Source organism: Nocardia sp. NPDC051463 (assembly GCF_040681975.1).
Lineage (GTDB): Bacteria > Actinomycetota > Actinomycetes > Mycobacteriales > Mycobacteriaceae > Nocardia.
Genome location: NZ_JBFBAB010000024.1, coordinates 19,743 through 42,206 on the forward strand (window position 1 = coordinate 19,743; position 22,464 = coordinate 42,206).

Consider the following 22,464-nt stretch of genomic DNA (forward strand, 5'->3'; position numbering starts at 1 on the left):
GACGAACCTTTCCACCCCGATCGAACCACCAGCCGACGGAGCCTATCGAATGCGATTACGACCGGCCCGCATCGAGGTTCTGATCAGCTGGAATCACTTGCGGCAGTAGATGTTTCAGGCAGTCAGCAGCCGCTGCGCAGCCGCGGCGATCCGCTCGTCGGTAGCGGTGAGCGCGATCCGCACGTGTTCGGCCCCGGAGGGTCCGTAGAAGTCACCGGGTGCGGCAAGGATGCCATGGTCGGCCAACCAGTCCAGGGTGGCCCGGGACGATTCACCGCGAGTCGACCACAGGTACAGGCCGGCCTCCGAGTGATCGATACGGAAACCCGCCGCCAGCAAGGCATTCCGCAACACCTCACGCCGCGCGCGGTAACGCTCGCGCTGCTGCGCCTCGTGGGTGTCGTCACCGAGTGCGGCGGTCATCGCCGCCTGGATCGGGTAGGGAACCATCATGCCCGAATGCTTGCGCACCTCGAGCAGCTCGGCGACCAGTGCGGGATCGCCCGCCACGAAACCGGCGCGGTAACTGGCCAGGTTCGAGGTCTTCGACAGCGAGTGGATGGCGAGCAAGCCGGTGTGGTCACCGTCGGACACTTCGTCGTCGAGCAGGGACACCGCCCGGCCCTCCCAGGTCAGACCGAGGTAGCACTCATCGGAGGCCACGATCGCACCGCGCTCCCTGGCATAGGCCACGACCTTGCGCAGGTGCTCGACGCCGAGCACACGTCCGGTCGGATTCGACGGTGAGTTCACGTAGATCAGCGCGGGTGATTGCGGGCCGAGCTGCGTCAGCCCGTCCGCCCGTGCGATCCGCGCACCGGCCAGCAGCGCCCCCACCTCATAGGTCGGGTAGGCGACCTCCGGAATGACGACCAGGTCATTGCCACCCAGACCGAGCAGCCGCGGCAGTCCCGCGATCAATTCTTTGGTGCCTATCGCGGGCAGCACGGCCGCCGGATCGATGCCGGTGATGCCGAAGCGTCGTTTGAGTGCGTCGACCACAGCGGTACGCAGCTCGAGCGTGCCGTGGGTAGTCGGGTAGCCCGGGACATCGGCCACCGAGCTCAGCGCGGCGCGGATCAGCGGGTCGACCGGATCGACCGGAGTTCCGACCGAAAGGTCGACGATCCCGCCGGGATACGCCGCCGCCTTGGCTTTCACCGAAGCAATGGTGTCCCAAGGGAAGTCGGGCAGCAGACTGCTGACCGGGCCACGCAATGACACGTCAGGAACTCACTTACTCACTCGCCATCGGGGGCAGTTCTTTGATGAAAGTCGGGTCGTAATCCACCTTGCCGACCTTCGTCGCGCCGCCGGGCGAACCGAGCTCGTCGAAGAAGTCGACGTTGGCGTTCACGTAGCCGACCCACTGGTCCGGGGTGTCGTCTTCGTAGAAGATCGCCTCCACCGGGCACACCGGTTCACACGCACCACAGTCCACGCACTCGTCGGGATGGATGTACAGCATGCGACCACCCTCGTAGATGCAATCCACGGGGCATTCCTCGATGCATGCCTTGTCCTTCACGTCAACGCACGGTTCAGCGATGATGTACGGCACTGCCGCTCTCCTAGTCTGTCCTCACCTGCGGGGATAGTCCGCCCAGCGTCACACTATCCGGGCAGCCCAGGTTACTCCGGGCCAGTCTGCCCTAACTAATTCGGTTCCGCACACCACAGGCTCGTGTGTGAACCCCGCCTCTTGCGTCCGCGTCGTTGCGGCTCGTCGAACTATCCCACCGACAGCGGCAGGACCGACATCTTGTGTTGCGGGACACCATAGGTGGTAGTGCGCTCGCGGACCGGGCGGCCGATGCCTTCGGCGATCTCGGTGAGTTCCGCGACCGTTTTGGCCGAGCCGTGCTGGGAGCCGGCCATGCGAGAGATTGTCTCCTCCATCAACGTACCCCCCAAATCGTTCGCGCCACCGTTGAGCATCATTCTGGTGCCCGCTGTGCCGAGTTTCACCCAGCTGGTCTGGATGTTATCGATCCGGCCGTGCAGCATGATCCGCGCCAACGCGTGGGCGGCCCGGTTGTCGCGGATGGTGGGTCCCGGCCGTGCCGCGCCCGCCAGGTACAGCGGCGAGCTCTGGTGCACGAAGGGCAACAGCACGAATTCGGTGAAACCACCTGTCTCGTCCTGGATTCCGCGCAGCACCCGCAGGTGTCCGACCCAGTGTTTCGGATTGTCGACGTGGCCGTACATCATCGTGGAGCTGGAGCGCAGGCCCACCTGGTGGGCCGTCGTGATCACCTCGATCCACGCCGAGGTCGGCAGCTTGCCCTTGGTGAGCACCCAGCGCACCTCGTCATCGAGGATTTCCGCGGCTGTGCCGGGAATGGTGTCGAGCCCGGCCTCCTTCAGCGCGACCAGCCAGTCACGAATGCTCTGCCCGCCCCGGGAAGCGCCGTTGACGATCTCCATCGGACTGAAGGCGTGCACATGCATCGATGGCACCCGCTGCTTGATCGCCCGCACCAGATCGGCATAGCCGGTAACCGGCAGCTCAGGGTCGATGCCGCCCTGCATACAGATCTCGGTGGCACCGTCGACGTGCGCCTCCCAGGCCCGGTCGGCAACCTCGTCCATGCTCAGGGTGAATGCGTCGGCATCCCCCTTACGCTGGGCGAACGCGCAGAAACGGCAGCCGGTGTAGCAGATATTGGTGAAGTTGATGTTCCGGTTCACCACGTAGGTCACCTGGTCGCCGTTGACCTCACGGCGCAGCTGATCGGCCAGCGCCGCCACCGCCTCGAGCGCGGGTCCCTCGGCGGTCGCCAGCGCCAGATACTCGGCGTCGGTGAGGCCGGCCGGGTCGTGCTCCGCCGAACGCAACGCGGCGAGCACCTCGGAATCGAGCCGCTGCGGCGCCGTGATCGCGAGATCGCGCGCCTGCTCCCGAATGGTGTCCCAATCGCCGAAAGCGCCGACGACATCGGTGTCGGATCGCCCGCGATCACCGGGCCCTTCCTGGTCATGCGGGCCGCCGCCGGGCCCGTCGCTCACGCCACGACCGAGCGCGGAATCGCTTCGGCTCTCGGTGATCCGTCCGTCGATGTCGATCGAGGTGTTCAGATCCACCCGCCCTGCCGACTCCCAGGACTCGTCCGGCTCCTGCCAGGGCAATCCGACCGGCATCGCGCCCGGCATCGCCAGGCCGGTAGCCGGATCGGTGAGCGCGGCAACGTGCGCACCGATACGCGGGTCGACCCACGGGTTGCCCGCCCGTACATACTTCGGGTGCGCGGAGGTGCGTTCGACGAGCTGGTAGCCAGCGGCCTCGGTGATCTCGCGCAGGGTGTCCAGGTTCGGCCACGGCCGCTCCGGGTTCACGTGGTCCGGGGTGACCGGCGAGACGCCGCCCCAGTCGTCGATGCCGGCGTCGATCAATGCCAGGCATTCCTCGTGCGACACCAGATTGGGCGGCGCCTGCACCGGAACATCGGGGCCGAGCAGCAGCCGCGTCACCGCGATGGTCGCACGGAACTCCTCGAGACCCGCATCGGGGACATCGCGCATGGCGGTGTCGTCCTTGGCGCGGAAGTTCTGGATGATCACTTCCTGGATGTGCCCGAAAGCCTTGTGCTGCTTACGGATCGCCATGATCGACTCGGCCCGCTCGGACAGCGTCTCGCCGATGCCGACCAGGATCCCGGTGGTGTAGGGCACCGAGAGCCTGCCCGCATCGGTGATGGCGCGCAGCCGGACCGCGGGATCCTTGTCCGGACTTCCGTAGTGGCACTGGCCTTTTTCGGTGAACAGTCGGGTGGAGGTGGTCTCCAGCATCATGCCCATCGACTGCGCGACCGGCTTGAGCCTGGAGATTTCCTCCCACGACATAACGCCGGGGTTCAGATGCGGCAGCAGCCCGGTCTCCTCCAGCACCATGATCGATACCGCGCGCAGATAGTCCAGCGTGGAGTCGTAGCCGCGCTCGTCGAGCCACTGCGCGGCCTCCGGCCAGCGGTCTTCCGGACGATCGCCGAGGGTGAACAGCGCCTCTTTGCAACCAAGCGCTGCACCCTGGCGAGCGATGTCGAGGACCTCGTCGGGCTCCAGGAACATGCCCTTGCCCTCGGCGCGCAGCTTGCCGGGCACGGTGACGAAGGTGCAGTAGTGACACTTGTCCCGACACAACCGGGTCAGCGGAATGAACACGTTGCGCGAATAGCTGATGGTCTTCGGCCGACCCGCCGACTCCAGCCCGGCGTCGCGAACCCTGGCCGCACTGCGACTCAGATCGACCAGGTCCGCGCCGCGCGCGTGCAAGAGCACAGCGGCTTCGTCGACATTCAGCGTCACGCCGTCGCGAGCCCGCCGCAGCGCACGGCGCATGGCCGACGGCGTTGGCGGTGCGGGCGGAACACTCGGGGTCGCTAGCTCGATCACGCCCTCGATCATGCGCTAATCATCCCGGACTGTCTCCCTCCAGTGCTTGTGACCGTTGCCAACTGCACGATCGAGCGCACTATTCCATTGCCGCGCCGCAGGTTATTCCCCTGCAGGCCGACGCGCTTTCGGGCGAGTTCGTGCAACCATGGCAGGCATGTCGCAGCCGCGCACGATCATGGCCGATCCGGCCTGGCGCCCGAGCCCCAAGGCGAAACTCTTGTGGACACTCCAGGCCGTGATGGCCTGGATCATTCCGGTGGTCGCCATGGTCATCTGGTTGCTCGTCGACTCGGGACACCGCGCGGCCCAGTTGGTGGTGTTCGCCGTAGCAGCCGTGCTGGCACTGTTGAGCATCGGCGTGGTGCCGCAGTGGAGGTACGCGGTGCATCGATGGGAGGTCACCGACGAGGCCGTCTATACCCGGGTCGGTTGGCTGACTCAGGAGAGCCGAGTGGCGCCGATCTCCAGGGTGCAGACAGTGGACACCGAGCGCGGGCCGTTGGAACGGCTGCTCGGCCTTGCCACGGTGACCGTGACGACCGCCTCATCCGCGGGAGCGGTGCAGATCTCCGCACTCGACCTGCCGGTGGCCGAGCAGACCGTCACCCGGCTGGCCGAAATCGCGGCACTGCACCGCGGCGACGCGACATGACCGCATCGGTGCCGCACCCGGCGGCCGGACCCGACCCACAGCCGGATCAACCGTGGCTGCGGCTCGACAAGCGCATGCTGCTGGTGCACCCCGTCACCGAGGTGGTGAAGTTCATCCCGGTGCTGATCGGTTCGGTGATCCTGGGCACCAGCAGCGGCAATCACGGGTGGAGCGTCATCACGCTGGCGCTGATCGTCGGATTCGCGCTCACCCGCTGGTTCACCACCACCTACCGGGTCGGCCAGACCCATATCGAGTTGCGCACCGGATTGATCCAACGCAAGAAGCTCTCGGTGCCGCGCTCACGAATCCGCTCGGTCGACATCGAGGCCGATCTACTGCACCGTGCCCTCGGGTTGGCGGTACTCGCGATAGGCACCGGTCAGCACGCGGAATCGGGGGAGAAATTCAAGCTCGACGCGTTGGACGCCCGGGTGGTGCCGGGGCTACGCGCGGCCCTACTCGCACACACCGCCACCGACACCGCGAACGCATCGAGCGGTGTTGCCGGAGCGCAGGTTCCACACTCCCTATACCCGGTGGACATCTTCCGAAAGGGCCTGCCGGAGAACACATCCGGTGATCTTCCCGCACCGCGTAGTGCCAAGGAGATCGGACACTGGCACGCGAGTTGGGTGCGCTACGCACCGCTGTCGCTGACCGGGTTCGCGATCATCGCACCCGTCGTGGGTCTGGCGTTCCAGTACGGGCTCGGCCAGACCCTGTTCAACTCGGATGCGGTGCACAACCTCGAGCACGGCAGCACTGTCTTCCTCGCGGTCGGCGGTGTGCTGCTGTTGCTTGCGATCGTCATCGTGGTCAGCCTCACCTCCTGCGCCCGTTATCTCACAACATATTTCGGCCTGCGGGTGCTCGATGACGGTCGCACCCTGCAGCTGCGCCACGGCCTGTTCACTACCCGCCAGACCACCCTGGACCGTGCGCGCTTCCGCGGCGCCACCGTCAACGAGCCGCTGCTGCTTCGCCTTGCGGGGGCCGGCGAACTCGAAGCCATCATGGTGGGTGACAACCCCCGGCACAAGATCCTGCCGCAGGCTCCGCGCGCGGCCGTCGAGCACACGCTTACGCACCTGCTTGCGCCCCGTGCGGCGGCCGAGGTCGGACCGAGCGAGCTCGGCACCGCACCGCTGACGGCGCACGGACCGGTCGCCCATCGACGCAGGCACTCCAGGGCCCTGCTGCCGGTCCTGCTCGTCGTGATCACCATGCTCATCTTTTCCTCTGCGGGAGCGGAGTATTCGGCATTGTGGTGGCTACTGCCGGCCGTCATGGCGAGCCTCGCCATCGCCTTGGCCGAGGACCGGTACCGCGGCCTCGGCCACACTGTCCTACCGGCCACCGACAGCAGCCCCACCTGGCTGATCACCCGCGCCGGTTCGCTGGACCGCGACCGTGACTGCCTGGAAGCCCCCGGTGTCATCGGCTGGACCGTCCGCCAATCGTTGTGGCAACGCCGCGCGGGGGTGGCCACCGTTGTCGCCGCGTCCGCCGCGGGCAAGAAGCGCTACCTCGTGATCGATATCCCCCTCGACCGAGCCTGGCCCCTCATCGATTCGGTGACCCCCGGGCTCCTCGGTACCCACTGAAGCAGTCGGCACCGCGCGGCGCCCGGGGTGCCAGGTGCTTTCGGCGCGGTTTCGATGGTGTCGCTGAGTGGTTGCCGAGAGTGAGCCGCGTTGAATGGAGTGTGTGGTCGAGACGGCGCGGTCGGAGTCGCAGGAGCCTCGGATAGTCGATCGCCGGATGCGGCGGCATCAGCGCGGCGACAAGTATCGACTGACCGCGATCGGCGGGCTGGCGGCGTTGTCGCTGGATGCGTTGTCCAGTGTGGCCTACGGGCCGGAAGCGATCGTGCTGGTGCTCATCACGGCGGGCGCGGCGGCGGTCTCGTGGACGCTGCCGGTTTCGCTGGCAATCGCGGCGCTGTTGCTGGTGCTGGTTCTTTCTTACCGCCAGGTGATCGCGGTGCATCCGGACGGTGGTGGTTCCTATGCGGTGGCGAAGAAGGATCTCGGTCGTAGCGCCAGTCTGCTCGCGGCGGCCGGCCTGGTCATCGACTACGTACTCACCGTCGCGGTAAGTCTCGCCGCCGGTGCGGCCAGCCTGGCGAGCGCGTTTCCGGTGCTGGCGGATCATCTGCTGCTCATCACGCTGAGCGGGCTCGCGGTGCTGACCGTGATCAACCTGGTCGGGGTGGCCGAATCGGCGAAAGTGCTGATGGGGCCGACGCTGCTGTTCATCGTCTCCATCTTCGCGGTGATCGTGGTAGGACTGGCGCGCACAGAGCCGGTCGCCGTCATCGGCATCGACCGCGGACCGATCGTGCCGGTCGACGCCATCGGTATTGTGCTGTTGCTCAAGGCATTCTCCGCAGGCTGCTCGGCGCTGACCGGGGTCGAGGCGATCGCCAACGCGGTGCCGGCGTTCCGGGCGCCCGCGGTGCGACGAGCCCAGCACACCGAAGTCGGCTTGGGTGTGCTGCTGTGCGGGATGCTGCTCGGTCTCGCCGTGCTGATCGGCCGGCATCACACCGTTGCGCGCGAGGATGTCACGCTGCTCGCGCAGCTCTCGGCAGCGGCATTCGGCACCGGCTGGCCGTTCTACGTCACCAACCTTGCCGTCACCCTGGCCCTGTGCCTCGCCGCGAACACCAGCTTCGGCGGCCTGCCGGTGTTGCTTTCGCTATTGGCAAAAGACCACCGGGTCGCGCACCTGTTCGCCTTGCGCTCCGAACGGCCGGTGTTCCGATACGGGGTCGGGGCGCTGGCGGTTGTGGCCGCAACCGTGTTGATCGTTGTGGATGCCGAAACCCACCGGCTGCTGCCGGTGTATGCGGTCGGTGTCTTCATCGGCTTCACCATCAGCCAAACCGGGCTGGTCCGGCATTGGCGCACACAACGCGTAACCGGGTGGATTCCACGCGCCGCACTCAATGGTTTCGGCGCCATTCTCACCGCGGTGGCCGCCGTGGTGCTGCTTGCCGAGAAATTCACCGAGGGCGCATGGCTGCTGGTGATCATCGTGCCCGCGTTGATCATGCTGTTCGCCCGCACCGAAAGCTATTACGGCAGCGTCGCAAAACAGCTCAGCCTCGGCCGAATTCCCGCCCTCCCACCGCAATCCCCCGACCCGGAGCCCATGCTGATCGTGGTCCCGGTGGTCGCGGTCAGCGAGGTCACCGCACGCGCGCTGCGCACCGCCCAGGCAATGAACGGCGATATCGTCGCCGTCGCGGCGGAAATCGACCCGGCCTCCACCCGCCGCCTCAGCCGCCAATGGAAGGAATGGGACCCCGGCGTCCCCCTCACTGTGCTGCCGTGCCCGCACCGCAGTCTGGTCACCACGCTCGTCGGGTATGTCCGCAACCAAACTCGTTACGGCCGGCAGGTGATGGTCCTGCTGGCCCAGGTGGAGGCCCACCGCTGGTGGCACCGCCCGCTACACAACCCGCGCGGCCCTGTCCTCGCCGCCGCTCTGCGCGCCCGCACCGACGCCGTGATAGCCACCCTGGCGGTGCGTCTGGATTAACAGGTCGGCGAGGCGCCGCCGGTCGGCGTGCCGAGGTCGGCCGAAGCGTGACTCGTATCGCCAACGGCAGCAGCGATACTCAGCGACTACCGAACAGCCCCGCATTGAGCCGGAAGTACAGATAGCCGAGCGGCGGAACCACACCACAGAACAAGAGAAGTGCTGTGCGCCAATCGCTTCCGAGCATGATGTCACCGCCGGGCCCGGACACCGAGCAGGTCAGGAAGCCGAAAGTCCATGCGGCAATGGGCAGGATCGCGAACCCGACGCGGGTGGTCACGGCGCGGACAGCCATCACGAGCAGCACGTTGATCACACCGGCCAGCACGGCGGAGAGCGGGAACGCCACCGTGTCGAGGTAGGTCGGCAGGTAGAGCACCTCGAGGGCGAGGGTGATCAACGCATCGAGCACCAGCAAGGTGATGATCACCGGCGTCAGAGACTCCAGGCCCCACTGCGGCTTTCCATAGCTCGACGGTGCCGCGGCACGATCGTCGGCACTGCGGTCGACGGCTGCCCTCACGCGACGGGAGGAAAGCCGAGGAGGGTCAACAGATGGCTCTGCATATCGACGAACGCGTACAGCACCGACATATAGAGGTCGTGCTGGTGCTGCGCGCCGGGACGCAGGCTGTCCACGAAGCCCGCGATCGCGTTCTGCAGGTCCCAGTTATACATAGATATCGAGTCTATTCCGGCCGCGTCGGTTCAGTCACCGTCGATCGGGATGTTGGCCACGACCGGGTATTCACCGGTGTAGCCCCGGCGTTCCTCGGCGATCGCGAGCACACGTTTGCGGGCCGCGAACCAGCCGATGATCAGCGCCGGGATGATCAACACCAGCGAGGCGACGGTCCACGTACCCACCGGATAGTCACAGCCGGTCAAGACCACCACGAAGAACAGGAAGGCCAGTGTGGCCAGGCCGGTGTAGGGCGCGCCGAACATCTGGAACGAAGGCCGCTGCAGCTTGCCCTGCTTGGACCAGCGCCACAGTTGCAGCTGGGCGAGCACGATGGTGGCCCACGAGGCGATGATGCCGAGCGAGGCCAGGTTCAGCACGATCTCGAACGCGCGGTCGGGCACGATCCCGTTCAACGCGATCCCGCACAGCGCAATCAGGCTGGTGAGCAGGATGCCGCCGTAGGGAACGCCGTTGCGGCCCATCACACCGGTGAATTTCGGGGCACTGCCGTTCATCGACATCGATCGCAGAATGCGACCGGTGGAATACAGACCAGCGTTCAGGCTGGAGAAGGCCGCGGTCAGCACGACAAGGTTCATCACACTGCCGATACCCGGCACACCGAGCAACGTGAAGAAGGTGACGAACGGGCTCTCCTTGGCGGTGTAGCTGGTGTAGGGCAGCAGCAGCCCGAGCAGCACCAGTGAACCGACGTAGAAGATCGCGATGCGCAAGATCACCGAGTTGATGGCGCGGGGCATGATAGCGGCCGGGTTCTCGGTCTCCCCCGCCGCGGTGCCTACCAGCTCGACCGCGGCGTAGGCGAACACGACGCCGGAGGTGACCACGACCAGCGGCAGGATCCCGGTAGGGAACAGTCCGCCGCTTTCGGTGATCACGCTCGTTCCGGTTGGGTTGCCCTGCACGGTGAACCGGCCGAGCAGAAAGATCGTGCCGACGATCAGGAAGGCGCTCAGCGCGAAAACCTTCACCAGTGCGGCCCAGAATTCCATCTCGCCGAACCACTTCACCGACATCAAATTGACGCCGAGCACGAGCACCAGCGCGATGAGCGCGAGCAGCCACTGCGGGATATGTGAAAATCCTGCCCAATAGTGAAAATACTGGGCAATCGCCGTGGTATCGGCGATCCCGGTCATGGACCAGTTCAAAAAGTACATCCAGCCCGCGACGAACGCGGCCTTCTCACCGAAGAACTCACGCGCATAGGACACGAAAGAGCCCGACGAGGGCCGGTGCAGCACCAGCTCACCGAGCGCGCGCAGTATGAAGAATACGAAGATCCCGCACACCGCGTACACCAGAAAAAGCCCTGGTCCCGCACTCTCGAGCCGACCGCCCGCACCCAGAAACAGGCCGGTGCCGATGGCACCGCCGATGGCGATCATCTGGAGCTGACGTGGCTTGAGACTCTTGTGATACCCGTCGTCTTCGATGTTGAGGTGAGCCTTGTCGCCGACCGCTGTCATGTACCGCTGAGCCTCCACGTCGATGTCCGAGATCACGGAGACGGTACAGGGGGCATCAATCCGGCGTTGCAGCAACCCTCAGGCAATACCTGTGAACAGGTCGTGTTCGCGGCCGTCGGCGCCGACAACACCGCGTTGCCCGCGCACGAGCACGTAGTGCTCCTCCGGCAACACCGGCTGCGCGACATTATTGGACAGCGCGAATTCCCGACCTGTCGGCGCCACCATCACTTGCGTTGCATGTGCCCGCAGCGCGGCGCGCTTGGCCGCGAGCGAATCCGACACGTCGATCGTCGTGGTCACCATGTGGCTGGGCACGCTGGCGAGCTCCCCAACCGCGGGAAGCAACCAACCCGGCGGCAACGCACCAGGCAACCCCTCGACCGTGCGTCGCGCGAGGGTTTCGGTATGCAGGCGCAGCATCTCTTCGTCGGTGACGGTCCAATAGAACTTCGGGGTGTCCCAACCTCGGTCGGCAGCCGCATGCACTGCCGCTGTGGTGATCTGGTGGGCCCGAATATGGTCGGGGTGGCCGTAGCCGCCTCGAGGGTCGTAGCCGACCACGACCCGCGGCTGCTGCTCGAGCAGCACCTCTGTCAGCGCGTTCACCGCGTCGGCACCGGAGTGGATGAAGGCGCGTGGATTCTCCGCCGCCGCGGTGCCCGCCATACCGGAGTCACGCCAGCGGCCTGCGCCGCCCAGGAAACGTGGCGGTCCCGCACCCAGCGCGGCGAGCGCGCCGGTGAGTTCGAGCACCCGGTAGCCACCCAGCTGGTCGGCACGGTCGGCGGCCAGTTGCGCCCACTGGTCGCCGATCACTTCGCCTTCTTCACCGAGCGTGCAGGTCACCACCGTGACCGGCACACCCCGTCTGCGGTAGTGCGCGATCGTGCCCCCGGTGGTGATGGATTCGTCGTCCGGATGGGCGTGGACAAGCAGCAACCCACCGGTCATGGGATCCTGCGCCACATCGCCGCGTCACCGAAGATACCGACCTGGATGGCACCACTGAGGGAAGCACCGTCGACCCGAGGGCCGGACGCGGCAACCACGTTGTCCTGCACAATCGGCAGTACCGTCGCCAGACCCCACAACTTCGGCTCGGCATCGGCGAGCACGCGGCCCACTTCGATGCCACGCAGCGCTTCGTCGATCGCGGGCTGCAGTTCAGGATCACAGACACCGGACAGGTTGCTCGGTGCAATTTTTGCTGCCTCGGATTTCGCTTGCGCGGACCCGTCGGTGCCTCTGACATCCGCTGGCGGACAACCGTAACGGGACGCGAGCACAGTGGCCGGGTCGGTGCCCGCGACTTCCCAGCCGACGATCGCGTCGATCGCTCCCTCGGTGAGCGGCTTTCCGTACAGCTCGTCCGCGGCGAGGCTACGCACCGTGGCATCAATTCCGGAGCTGCGCAATTGATCTGCGGCGGTGTTCGCGACCGCGAGAGCGGTCGCATCCCCTGTCACCGCGCCGATCCTTATCGCCAGTGTCTTACCGTTTTTCGCGATCGGCCGTGGCCTCGGCGCCGGGGAGGTCGGCGAGGTAGCCGGCGGCAGCTCCGGCCCTCGACCGTATCCCGCTTCGTGGAGCAGCGCGAACGCCTCCTCGGCGGATGGCCGGGGCGGGGCGGTCGGCACGTAACCAGGATCCGAGGGCGAGAGGATCTGTGCCCGCACCGGCTCGACCCAGCCGCCGGTTTGAGCGCCGACCGTCGCCAGCAGCGCCGGGTCGAGCAACGACAGCACACCACGTCGGACCCGAGGATCGCTGAGATCACCACTGCGCCCGTTCATTACGAACTGCAATTCCCGAGACTGCGGCATGATGGCAGTGCGCACCGATGGGATCGCGGCCAGCTGCGCCTGCGTCGCAACACCACCGTGGACCAGCGCCATCTGCGCGTCGCCTGCACGCAATGAATCCGCTAGCTGCGCCGCGGTCCCGCCGCGTCGCAAGAGAATTTGGTCCGGTGCCGCCGGGGTCCCCCAATAGCGGTCGTTGCGTTCCAGCACAATTTCGTCCCGGCCGCGATCAGCCGATCTGATCGTGAAAGCACCGCCGGATACCCGCACGCCGTTGACATCGCTACGCAGGCCACGCTCGAATCCACCTGGTGCGTCCTTCAACAGATGTGAGGGCAGCAGGTTCGCGAACAGCTGTCGCCAGGCGGGATACGGTTTGGTCAAGGTAACGGTGACGGTCTTGCCGCCGCTGGTGGAGTTGACATCGGCGATCAGCCGGTAGCCCTCCGGATCCACCACACCGGGCTGGGTGACCATCTGCTGCCAGAGAAACCGGAAGTCCTCCGCCGCGATCGGCGCCCCGTCGGACCAGTTGGCCTGGTTGCGCAGCGTGTAGGTAATGGTGAACGGCTCTTGCGCGGTGACCTCGGCGGAGACCATCAATGCTCCGTCCGATACCCATTGGGTGGCACCGGGCACGGCTGGGTCCGGGATCGCCAGGAACGGGCTGGGTAGCGTCATCGAACTCACCGCCGCTGTGGCAGGTGACTGATCGGACCGCAGGTGGGGGTTGAAACCGATCCCGATGTCGTCGATCGCCACCACGACTGTGTTCTTGCCAGGTTTCGCGGGCGTCGTCTTGGGACTATCGGTGCTTTCGATCGGAGGTGGCGGATTCGCAGTGCAACCAGCGCCCACCGTGATGGAGATGGCCGCGATAACCAGCCCTGCGCGCACCCTTGCACGTCGTCTTGCCGCCAAGCTCACGATCCGCACTCTACCTTGGTGACAAGGCGGCCCGATCCTGCGGCTTTCGCGAGTTCCAGCACCGGGAGGGACGGGCAATCATCAAGTCGTACAGCGGAATGACGGAAGTCTGATCTCTTGTTGGTACTGCGACAAACGGTGCTGATCGTCAGGCTCTGCATTTCGCTGATGCTCCACAGGTAGCTACAGGTCGACTGTTCGAAATCCAATGCGCGACAAAGGTCGCGATCACTGAATAGAACTGGGGAGCGAATCATTCCTCATGATTCGCTCCCCAGTTTCTTTCGGTACATCGCCAGGAGTACGCGGCAGCCGGATCATCCGCCAGATCCGGCCGGACGGTCCGGCAATTACAACGCGGCCCGGTCCCGAGCCTTGCGTCGCGACAGTTCGCGTCCGCGTTCGGTGGCACCGAGGATGACCTTGCGCACCCGGACCACCTCCGGGGTGACCTCGACGCACTCGTCGTCCGCGCAGAACTCCATCGCGGCCTCGAGATCGAGCTGCAACGGTTTGGCGAGGGTTTCGAATACATCCGCGGTGGAGCTGCGCATGTTGGTCAGCTTCTTCTCGCGGGTGACGTTGATATCGAGATCCTCGGCGCGCGGGTTGATCCCGACAACCATGCCCTCGTAGGTGTCCGCGCCCGGTTCGACGAAGAACTGGCCGCGGTCGGCGAGCTGGATCATGGCGAACGGAGTCACCGAGCCTGCCCGGTCGGAGACCAGCGCACCGGTGTGCCGGGCCCGGATCTCACCGGCCCACGGCGCATAGCCGTGGGAGACGGCGTTGGCGATGCCGGTGCCGCGGGTTTCGGTGAGGAAGTCAGTGCGGAAACCGATCAGACCGCGCGACGGGACGATGAACTCCATCCGCACCCAGCCCGCGCTGTGGTTGGTCATCTGGACCATCTTGCCCTTGCGGGCAGCCAGCAGCTGGGTGATCGCGCCGAGATACTCATCCGGGCAGTCGACGGTCAGCTCTTCGAACGGCTCATGAATCTTGCCGTCGACCTGCTTGGTGACCACCTGCGGCTTGCCGACGGTCAGCTCGAAGCCCTCCCGGCGCATCTGCTCGACCAGGATGGCCAGCGCCAGCTCACCACGGCCCTGCACCTCCCAGGCGTCCGGACGGCCGATGTCGAGGACACGCAGCGAGACGTTGCCGACCAGTTCCTGGTCCAGGCGCGACTTCACCATGCGCGCGGTCAGCTTGTGGCCCTGCACCCGACCGACGAGCGGCGAGGTGTTGGTGCCGATTGTGACCGAGATCGCAGGCTCGTCGACGGTGATACGCGGCAGCGCGACCGGATTGTCCGGATCGGCGAGCGTGTCGCCGATCATGATCTCCGGGATGCCCGCGATGGCGACGATGTCACCGGCCACGGCGACCTCGCCGGGCTGACGCTCGACACCGATCGTCTGCAGCAGTTCGGTGATCTTGACGGTCTTGACGCCGTCGGCGTGCATCCACGCGACGTTCTGCCCCTTACGCAGCTCACCGCTGTAGATGCGGACGAGCGCGAGGCGGCCGAGGAAGGCCGAGGCGTCGAGGTTGGTGACGTGCGCCTGCAGTGGGGCCGTCGAGTCGCCCTTCGGCGCCGGGATGTTCTCCATCAGCACGTCGAAGAGCGCGTCGAGGTTCTCGGCCTCGGGCGCGTTCCCGTTCTCGGGGCGCTCCTTGGATGCCTTGCCCTCACGGCCGGACGCGTACAGAACCGGCAGGTCCAGCGCGAGCTCGGCGGCCTCGGCGGCGGCGTCGTCGAGGTCGGAGGCCAAGTCGAGCAACAGATCGTGACTCTCCTCGACAACCTCCTCGATGCGGGCGTCGGGGCGGTCGGTCTTGTTGACGACCAGGATCACCGGAAGCGACGCGGCAAGTGCCTTACGCAGCACGAACCTGGTCTGCGGCAGTGGCCCCTCGGACGCGTCGACCAGCAGCACGACGCCGTCGACCATGGAGAGGCCACGTTCGACCTCACCACCGAAGTCGGCGTGGCCGGGCGTGTCGATGACGTTGATCACGGTCACCGAGCCATCCGGGTGGTGCCGGTGGACAGCGGTGTTCTTGGCGAGAATGGTGATGCCCTTCTCGCGCTCCAGGTCGCCGGAGTCCATCACCCTGTCGACGAGCTCGGCTCGCTCGGCAAAGGCTCCTGACTGGCGCAGCATGGCGTCGACCAGCGTCGTCTTACCGTGGTCGACGTGGGCCACGATGGCGACGTTGCGAAAATCGCGTGCAGACGACACGCCTAATCCTCCTGCTGTTGGTGTTGGTGCGGGCCGACCCCTGCAAACAGGTGGAGAATCGATACTCACCGGGCATTGCGGCCAGTAACAGACTACCGGTAGCCAGGCGCGCCGCAGACCACGCGCCCCACTAAGGGTATGCTAACCAACCATGGGCAAGGTCAAGGCAAAGAAGGTTTCGAGCCTGAAACCCAAGAAGAAGTGCTGTCGCAAGAAGACGCGCTGCCTGAAATGCCCCGTGGTCATTATGCGGATGAAACGCCTCGAAGCCGCTGGTTGCTGCGGCAAAGAGCTGAAGAAGGGTCTCAAGAAAGCCCGCGCCGCCTGATCCGCGCGGATACTTGGACCATGGCTACCGAACTCTTGTCCGACGCCGATATCGACGACGCGCTGTCCGACCTGCCCGACTGGCAACGCTCCGGCGACACCATCACTCGCACGATCAAGGCGCCGACCTTCCTCGACGGTATCGAGCTGGTGCGGAGGGTCGCCGACGCCGCAGAGGCCGCCGACCACCACCCGGATATCGATATTCGCTGGCGCCGGATCACTTTCGCACTGTCGACCCACTCCGCGGGCGGACTCACCGGCCGCGACATGATGCTGGCCCATCAGATCGATCGTTTGGCCGCGGGCTGAGCGTCGGCCACTAATCGGCGGTGGCGCGACGCAGCGCCCGCTCGCCGACAGCGCTGCGATCCGCCGACAACGCCTTCGGGAACGTTCGCAGCCGGTGCCGCGCGGACCCGATATCCGAGCGCAGTACCGAACGTCCGTGCCAGATCATCCAGCCGAACAACACGAGCACGCCGAGCGCGTCGACCGCGCCGAGCCAGGACAACACGCCCGGCCGTGAAATCGTCCAGATCGACGGCTGGGCGAACGACAACACCCACGGCACGCCGATCAACATCGTCACCAGCCAGTAGCCCGCGAGGAGCCGCGCACCCGCGACCGCACGCAGCGGACCGTAGACCAACCACAGCACCGTCGGCAGCAGCCACACGAAATGGTGCGACCAGGAGATGGGCGAGACCATCAGCCCGAACAGCTGCACCATGATCAGGGTGCCCATTCGATCGTCGGAACCCAGTGTGCGCCAAGCGAGGAACGCGAGCACGGCGACGACCAGCACGGCCGCCATCCACCACGGCCCGGATTCGACGTCGTAGCCGAGGATGCGGCTGAGGGTGCCGCGCAGCGACTGGTTCCATACCGAGCCGACCGGCCCGATCCGGCTCGCATCGCCGAGCAACGTCCCGAAGTAGCGCTTCGCCTCGGTGTGCGCGATCAGGAAGCTGACCCCGACCGTCGCACCGAAGGCCACCGCCGAGCAGATCACCGTCAGCCAACGACGGCGGGCGACGAAGTACAACCCGGTGATCGCCGGCGTCAGCTTGATGCCCGCGATGACGCCGACAAGCAGACCCGACAGCCACCACCGCGCACTGCGCACCGCGAGCATGGCGCCGAGCACCAGGAATACGTTGACCTGCCCGTAATCGATGGTGGTTCGCACCGGTTCCAGCCACACGCCGACCGCGGTCCAGGCAGCGGCCGCGGTGTGCCAACCCGGTTCGCGGACCCGCTGCTCGCCGAGAATCAGCTCGAGACTTATCCACACCACGCCGTAGAGCGCCGCGACCGTGGCCAGCAGCCACAGCACCGCGACCACTGTGAACGGCAGGTAGTGCAGCGGGAAGAACACCAGGGCCGCGAATGGCGGATAGGTGAAGGGCAGCGGGAAGTCCGGCGTTTTCTCGGCGTAGGTGAAGTCATAGAGCCCATGGGTGAGCAACGAGGCCGACCCGCCGACATAGACGTGCAGGTCGACGAGATTCATGCCGTTCGTCGACAGCAGCATCCATAAAAGCCTGGCCAGCACGGACAGACCCAGCGCTGACACAGCCAGCTGTAGGCGTCGGTTCAATTCGCAGGCTTTCGAGTCGGGGCGGCAGGTCATCGGCCTGCGACCCGCGGACGTTCGGGCGTTCGGCGACAAGATCTGAAGACTCCGATTAGATTAGCCGCAGCCCGGAGTGGAGCGGTGATGCACTCGAATCACTGATAACATTTGCATCACCATTCACTTCTGTAACACCAATTGGCGCTAACGTCTGATAACACTGTTCGTCCAACGCACCTGTCGGGATATTGCGGCTGTACAACATGCAACCGTATCCCTAGAGTGACCCCCGAAACGATGGCTTTTCAGCATCGAACTCCAGATGTACCCGAGGTAAGGACGGCTAGACCAGTGCTTCGCACCCGAGGATCGCGGATCGTATTGTCCGCACTCGCCATCACGGCGAGCGCTTCGCTTGCTGCGCCGATGGCGGCTGTCGCGGCCCCGGCGCCCGTGCCCGCGGCGGTTCCGAACAATGTCCCGATGGTGCCCGAGGGCGTCCCGATCGATGCGCTCGCCGCGCTGGCCCCTGCCATCGTCGGCGCGATCGCAGGCCCTGCCGACGCCAAGCCGATCGCAGGCGGCCTGCAGGGCATGCTGCTCGATTCGGCCCGCAAGCTGCTCGCCACCCTCAACCTGCCACCGCAGATCAAGTCCACCTTGGAAAAGATCATCACCTTCCTGGACGGCAGTGGCGGTGGCGGACCGGAGATTCCGAGGGACGGCGGGCCGGTCATTGCCCAGTTCCTGTACCCGACCATCGGCAAGGGCTGCATCAGCCCGACCGCCGATTCCATCGGCACCGCGCTGGCCGTGCCCGGCCCGGCCCAGCTGCCCCCGCCGGGACCGCAGGCCGGTCAGGCCGGGTTCGTCTTCACCGCGCTCGGCACCAAGTCGCCGACCCCGGTGCAGAACCCGCCGATGACCGTCCAGTGGATGAACCTTGACACCCGCAAGTCGGGCATCCTGCCGCTGACCGACGAGGCGAAGATCAACCCCGACGGTCCGGCCACCCTGTCCGCGATCGCCGACACCGGCTTCGGCCGCGTCGTCGCGGTGGTCTCCGGCTCGCTGACCACACAGGCCCCGGACGCCGCTCCGCGTACCTGCTCGTTCCTGCCGACGCTGGGTTTCTTCACCGTCGCATGAGGCTCCGAAGCCCGGCGTGTCCATCCGGACCGCCGGGCTTCGTTGCATCCACGGCAGGTTCCCGCAGGTCGACACATCCGGGCGAATCACCGGCGATAGTGCACAACCGTGCCGCACTGTGGTAGACCGAAGCCATGGCTACCGTCGAAGTGTCGCTGCGGCGCAATAATTCGATAGAGAGCACCAATCCCAAGCACCGCGGGCGCTCGATTCGAAGCAGGCGCTCGCGACGATCGATACTGTCCTTCCGCTCCGAGGGCTCGATCCTGTCCATCGGCTCCGCATACTCGATCCTCTCGATCGGCAGCGTCGGCTCGGTACTGTCTATCGGCTCGGTCGGATCGTTCGGGTCGGTGATCTCCTCGGGCTCGTTCGCCTGCGTCGGCTCGGCCTTCTCCGGCCTGTCGCGCTGGTCGTTGTTCTCCTGGCTCGGCGATCACCAGGCGCCGGAGAGTCGGCCCACGCTGCGCGTCGTCCCCGATGACGAGCCCGAGCTGCGCCTGGCGCCCACCTGCCACTGCCAGACCTGAGCGAGCGGCCACCGGCGCGGGCAGCGGTCAGTTGATGACTACCGCGCGGATCACCACTGCCCGTACTCCGGCCGCAGCACATTGTTGACGTCGACGCCGACACCATCGATGGACCGCTTGTCGATCTCGATCTGATGCAAATGCGCCGACGGGTGCACAAAACCCTTCGGGGTGCCCCAATTGTGCTGCCAGTACCAGGAACCGAGGCCCGCGGCGCGCGCCAGTTCGATGGTCGGCGCGTTCGCGTAGATGCCGGTGTTCGCCTTGCCGACCACCGACTCCCAGCCGAGCAGATACGGCGCGATCATGGTGGCGAAGTCGACGGGCGTCGGGTTGTCGTCGATCGAGGCATAGATCGGCCGGTCCTGCGGACCGCCCGCGGCGAGGTGCAGTTCCAGCCCGCGCGCGGCGTGCTTCTTGCCCGCCTCCAGCCCGCCGCGCCAATCCGCGGTCTGGGCTTTGCCGTACTGATAGTTCGAGACGATGGTCAGGCCCGCGGCGTGCAGCTGATCGACTTCACGCGCCAGCAGCGGCTTACCCTCCATCCATTCGGCGCCGGGACGGCGATCCGACACGTACCTGATCACACCGATATGGCCGGCGTCCCGGATTGCCGTGGCCGACGGAACGCCACCCGCATAGTCGACCATGGTGCCGATGACTCCACTTGCCGCGGCATTCGGCGCGCCGACGGTCGCTCCGAGAGCGGCGGTGGCAGCGGCATAGACGAACAGCTCGCGGCGGGACACAGGAAAGGAACGCATCGCAGGACTCCTTCGCGCAACCCCGATATGGAATAGCAGCGTGCCCGGCGCACCTTCCCCAGAAGTCACTCACGCGCCGGGAGCCTCGAACGTGCACTAATTTCACCATATTCACATGGGAACCGCTAGACCCATCGGAAACACAAACAACACTCGCCACAGGAGTTGCCTGCGAGGTCCGCTCCGGGTGCCGCAGATCGGTTCAGGCCACGCCGTCGATGCGCGCAGCGACGTCGATCGTGCGGCCCGAACTGTCGGCCAGTTCCTCGCGCACGACCTCGGCCACCTGGGCGACGACCTGCTTCCTGATCCCCGCGAGCACGCCGAGGGTGGCCGCCCGCATGCCGCTGGCCTTGAACTCGAGCCGGATGTCCGACGAGTCCGGCGGCGGGACGTCGATAACCACCAACAGCGGGCCGGCCGCCCGTGCGGTCAGCACCAGCGGAATCTCGACGTCGGCGCGATAGTGATTCGCCTTCAGCACGTCGACGGTGATGTCGAGGCTCACCGGCACCACCAGATCGAAGGACACCGCGTCGTCCGACCGATCTGCCAGCTGCGGCACCCGCACCGACCCGCGCACCGTGACGGTGGCCGAGTTGCGTGGACCGGTCCGTAGCGGTCCGATCTCGATCGGGCGGCCCGCCAGCCGCTCCACCACCTCGAAGACGCGCTCCCTGGTCACGATGCGGGCGAAGAATCGGTGGCCGAATTCGCCGTAGTCGATCCAGTCGAACGTCGTCTGCATCGCATGCTCGGAGCGCAGCCCGTCGATTATCGCTTCGATGTCGAAGACCCGGCCGCGCCGCCCCTGCGGGTCGGCCAGCATCGCATTCACCCGATTGGCGACCTCGCGCTGCACCACTCCGGCGATCGGGTCGAGCAGCCACTCCCAAGCCGTCTCGATTGCGCGGGCCCGCAGCACGAAGCTGACATCGCGCGCGGTGATCGGCGGGACGTCGATGACGATGAGCAGCGGATCGGCGGTGTGCGCGTGCAGTGTGAGATCGATCTCGACGACCGCCTCCAGCCGTAGCTTTCTGCCGCCGAGCAGTACCTGCACCGACAGCGACACCGGCACGGTGACTTCGAAGGTCACATTCGGGCCGCTGCGCAACACCACCGGCTGGCCGACCTTGCCTTCGGCGACGAAACCGGCCAGACCCGCGGGTCCGACCGAGAACGGTCCGATCGTCATGCCACGTCCCGCCATACCGGACACCGCGGCAACGATCCTGGCCTCCGTCACCGCGTGGGTGAGGAAACGTTCCCCGAAATCGGCGTACTCGATCCAGACGGGATCGGCGCTCGTGTGGTCGGTCGGCTGCATCAGATGTTCCGAAACCCTCACCTTGTCGACGGACACCCGACACGGTACGCGAAACGCTGTACCTGGCCCTCGAAGTGGCCGCTCGTCCGGCGGTTGCCTCGCCCCGGCTCGCCCCGGCGCTTCTGCGGCCGTATTACCTCGACATTCGGCCACCGGCAAGGGGAACAACGCCGGGCCGACCGCTGACTCCCTACGCGCTACTCGGCGGCGATCGCCCGGCACGACGGTCGGGCTCCGGCCGACAGGGTCGTTAGGTGGTCCCTGTCCTGCTGATGAGGGGGTAGCAGGACAGGGGCCGGGCGGCGCTGCCGGGCGCCGCCGGATCTATTTTAGGTGCTACGCCCAGACCCGCCGACCGCGCACACCCGCCGGAACGGTCACAGCATGCCGAATCCGACGATATCGGGCACTTCGGCCAGGTCGAAACGGTGCATGCGGATCTCGCCGAACTCGTTTCCGCCCATCGTGGTGACGACTCCGTCGGCCGCCGTCAGCACGATATTGGTGTGCTGGGAGAACGGGCTTGCCGGGCCGTAGAGCAGGACGTCACCAGTGCGCGGCTGGTACCCGGCGGCGATCGGCGTGAATCGTCCGGTGCTCTGGTAGTACTCCTGCAGTGTGTTCACCCCGGGGATCCGCCACGATCCCGAGTTCGGGTTGGCCAGCGGCACAACCGATTCGCGCATCACCCAGCTGACGAAGTCTGCGCACCAGGGCTCGTTGTTTCCCTCCGCGTACTTCGGCCCATCACCGGGATTGCCGAACTCTCGCTCCAGCACCGCGACCACTGTGGCTTGGGTCGGGTCGAGCGTGGATTCATCGATCGCGGGGAACGTCTGCACGGCGACACCCACGATGGCCTCGCGGTCGCCGCGTTCGAGCAACCGGCGCACGCCCACCACACCACAGGCGACCAGCGCCGATACCACCAAGCCGAGCACGAGCCAGCCGTAACCCGGCCCCCGACGCACCGTCCGTTGTTCCGCCATGCGCCCCCGACCTCCCGTCGATCGCGACCGACTCGCGGCCCTGA

General features: G+C 66.2%; 20 protein-coding genes. 7 read left to right on the forward strand and 13 right to left on the reverse strand.

Annotation, left to right across the window (positions count from 1 at the left end; genetic code table 11):
• Nucleotides 1–114: 114 nt before the first annotated feature.
• From dapC to cofH, 3 genes are all read right to left on the reverse strand, one after another.
• The gene (gene dapC / locus AB0M74_RS26160; RefSeq protein ID WP_366528937.1) at nt 115–1,224 is read right to left on the reverse strand and encodes a succinyldiaminopimelate transaminase; all 1,110 of its coding nucleotides are present in this window, start codon (nt 1,222–1,224) and stop codon (nt 115–117) included.
• A gap of 13 nt (nt 1,225–1,237) precedes the next feature.
• A complete protein-coding gene (fdxA, locus tag AB0M74_RS26165) occupies nt 1,238–1,561 on the reverse strand; it encodes a ferredoxin (RefSeq protein WP_366528938.1) in 324 nt (107 codons plus the stop codon).
• A gap of 170 nt (nt 1,562–1,731) precedes the next feature.
• Nucleotides 1,732–4,404, reverse strand: coding sequence for a 5-amino-6-(D-ribitylamino)uracil--L-tyrosine 4-hydroxyphenyl transferase CofH (gene cofH, locus AB0M74_RS26170; protein ID WP_366528939.1), 2,673 nt, complete (start codon nt 4,402–4,404; stop codon nt 1,732–1,734).
• A 145-nt stretch (nt 4,405–4,549) separates the two neighbouring features.
• On the opposite strand from cofH, the gene AB0M74_RS26175 reads away from it, so the two are divergent.
• From AB0M74_RS26175 to AB0M74_RS26185, 3 genes are all read left to right on the forward strand, one after another.
• Nucleotides 4,550–5,047, forward strand: coding sequence for a PH domain-containing protein (locus AB0M74_RS26175; protein ID WP_366528940.1), 498 nt, complete (start codon nt 4,550–4,552; stop codon nt 5,045–5,047).
• A complete protein-coding gene (locus AB0M74_RS26180) occupies nt 5,044–6,654 on the forward strand; it encodes a PH domain-containing protein (RefSeq protein WP_366528941.1) in 1,611 nt (536 codons plus the stop codon). The genes AB0M74_RS26175 and AB0M74_RS26180 overlap by 4 nt, the downstream gene beginning before the upstream one ends.
• 157 nt (nt 6,655–6,811) lie before the next feature.
• Nucleotides 6,812–8,596, forward strand: a complete 1,785-nt coding sequence (locus tag AB0M74_RS26185; protein WP_366529021.1) for an APC family permease — start codon at nt 6,812–6,814, stop codon at nt 8,594–8,596.
• 79 nt (nt 8,597–8,675) lie between these two features.
• On the opposite strand, the gene AB0M74_RS26190 is transcribed toward AB0M74_RS26185, so the two are convergent.
• The 6 genes from AB0M74_RS26190 to typA all read right to left on the reverse strand — a co-directional run bounded on the left by AB0M74_RS26190 (nt 8,676) and on the right by typA (nt 15,752).
• A complete protein-coding gene (locus tag AB0M74_RS26190) occupies nt 8,676–9,119 on the reverse strand; it encodes a hypothetical protein (protein WP_366528942.1) in 444 nt (147 codons plus the stop codon).
• A complete protein-coding gene (locus AB0M74_RS26195) occupies nt 9,116–9,274 on the reverse strand; it encodes a hypothetical protein (RefSeq protein WP_366528943.1) in 159 nt (52 codons plus the stop codon). Before AB0M74_RS26195 ends, AB0M74_RS26190 begins: the two co-directional genes overlap by 4 nt.
• A 30-nt stretch (nt 9,275–9,304) precedes the next feature.
• Nucleotides 9,305–10,771 carry an amino acid permease gene (locus AB0M74_RS26200; RefSeq protein WP_366529022.1) on the reverse strand — a complete coding sequence of 489 codons (1,467 nt, stop codon included), beginning with the start codon at nt 10,769–10,771 and terminating at the stop codon, nt 9,305–9,307.
• 78 nt (nt 10,772–10,849) lie between these two features.
• Nucleotides 10,850–11,725: an N-acetyl-1-D-myo-inositol-2-amino-2-deoxy-alpha-D-glucopyranoside deacetylase gene (gene mshB / locus AB0M74_RS26205; RefSeq protein ID WP_366528944.1), complete on the reverse strand. Its 876-nt coding sequence runs from the start codon at nt 11,723–11,725 to the stop codon at nt 10,850–10,852.
• Nucleotides 11,722–13,503, reverse strand: a complete 1,782-nt coding sequence (locus AB0M74_RS26210) for an ABC transporter family substrate-binding protein (RefSeq protein WP_366528945.1) — start codon at nt 13,501–13,503, stop codon at nt 11,722–11,724. The genes mshB and AB0M74_RS26210 overlap by 4 nt, the downstream gene beginning before the upstream one ends.
• A gap of 350 nt (nt 13,504–13,853) precedes the next feature.
• A complete protein-coding gene (gene typA / locus AB0M74_RS26215; RefSeq protein ID WP_366528946.1) occupies nt 13,854–15,752 on the reverse strand; it encodes a translational GTPase TypA in 1,899 nt (632 codons plus the stop codon).
• A gap of 151 nt (nt 15,753–15,903) precedes the next feature.
• Between typA and AB0M74_RS26220 the strand changes: the two genes are divergently transcribed.
• Complete coding sequence (locus AB0M74_RS26220) at nt 15,904–16,080, forward strand: hypothetical protein (RefSeq protein ID WP_085998628.1); 177 nt, start codon at nt 15,904–15,906, stop codon at nt 16,078–16,080.
• 20 nt (nt 16,081–16,100) lie between these two features.
• The gene (locus AB0M74_RS26225; RefSeq protein WP_366528947.1) at nt 16,101–16,391 is read left to right on the forward strand and encodes a 4a-hydroxytetrahydrobiopterin dehydratase; all 291 of its coding nucleotides are present in this window, start codon (nt 16,101–16,103) and stop codon (nt 16,389–16,391) included.
• 10 nt (nt 16,392–16,401) lie between these two features.
• On the opposite strand, the gene AB0M74_RS26230 is transcribed toward AB0M74_RS26225, so the two are convergent.
• A complete protein-coding gene (locus AB0M74_RS26230) occupies nt 16,402–17,715 on the reverse strand; it encodes a mannosyltransferase (RefSeq protein ID WP_366528948.1) in 1,314 nt (437 codons plus the stop codon).
• 294 nt (nt 17,716–18,009) lie between these two features.
• On the opposite strand from AB0M74_RS26230, the gene AB0M74_RS26235 reads away from it, so the two are divergent.
• Together AB0M74_RS26235 and AB0M74_RS26240 are read left to right on the forward strand one after the other, a co-directional pair.
• A complete protein-coding gene (locus AB0M74_RS26235; RefSeq protein ID WP_366528949.1) occupies nt 18,010–18,807 on the forward strand; it encodes a hypothetical protein in 798 nt (265 codons plus the stop codon).
• 134 nt (nt 18,808–18,941) lie between these two features.
• Nucleotides 18,942–19,337: a hypothetical protein gene (locus AB0M74_RS26240; RefSeq protein ID WP_366528950.1), complete on the forward strand. Its 396-nt coding sequence runs from the start codon at nt 18,942–18,944 to the stop codon at nt 19,335–19,337.
• Between the two features lie 50 nt (nt 19,338–19,387).
• Here the strand turns inward: AB0M74_RS26240 and AB0M74_RS26245 are convergent, their stop codons facing one another.
• From AB0M74_RS26245 to AB0M74_RS26255, 3 genes are all read right to left on the reverse strand, one after another.
• On the reverse strand, nt 19,388–20,101 hold the full coding sequence (locus AB0M74_RS26245) for a DUF1906 domain-containing protein (RefSeq protein WP_366528951.1): 714 nt from the start codon (nt 20,099–20,101) through the stop codon (nt 19,388–19,390).
• Between the two features lie 202 nt (nt 20,102–20,303).
• A complete protein-coding gene (locus AB0M74_RS26250) occupies nt 20,304–21,431 on the reverse strand; it encodes a hypothetical protein (RefSeq protein WP_366528952.1) in 1,128 nt (375 codons plus the stop codon).
• Between the two features lie 377 nt (nt 21,432–21,808).
• Nucleotides 21,809–22,420, reverse strand: a complete 612-nt coding sequence (locus AB0M74_RS26255; protein ID WP_366528953.1) for a CHAP domain-containing protein — start codon at nt 22,418–22,420, stop codon at nt 21,809–21,811.
• Nucleotides 22,421–22,464 lie beyond the last annotated feature (44 nt).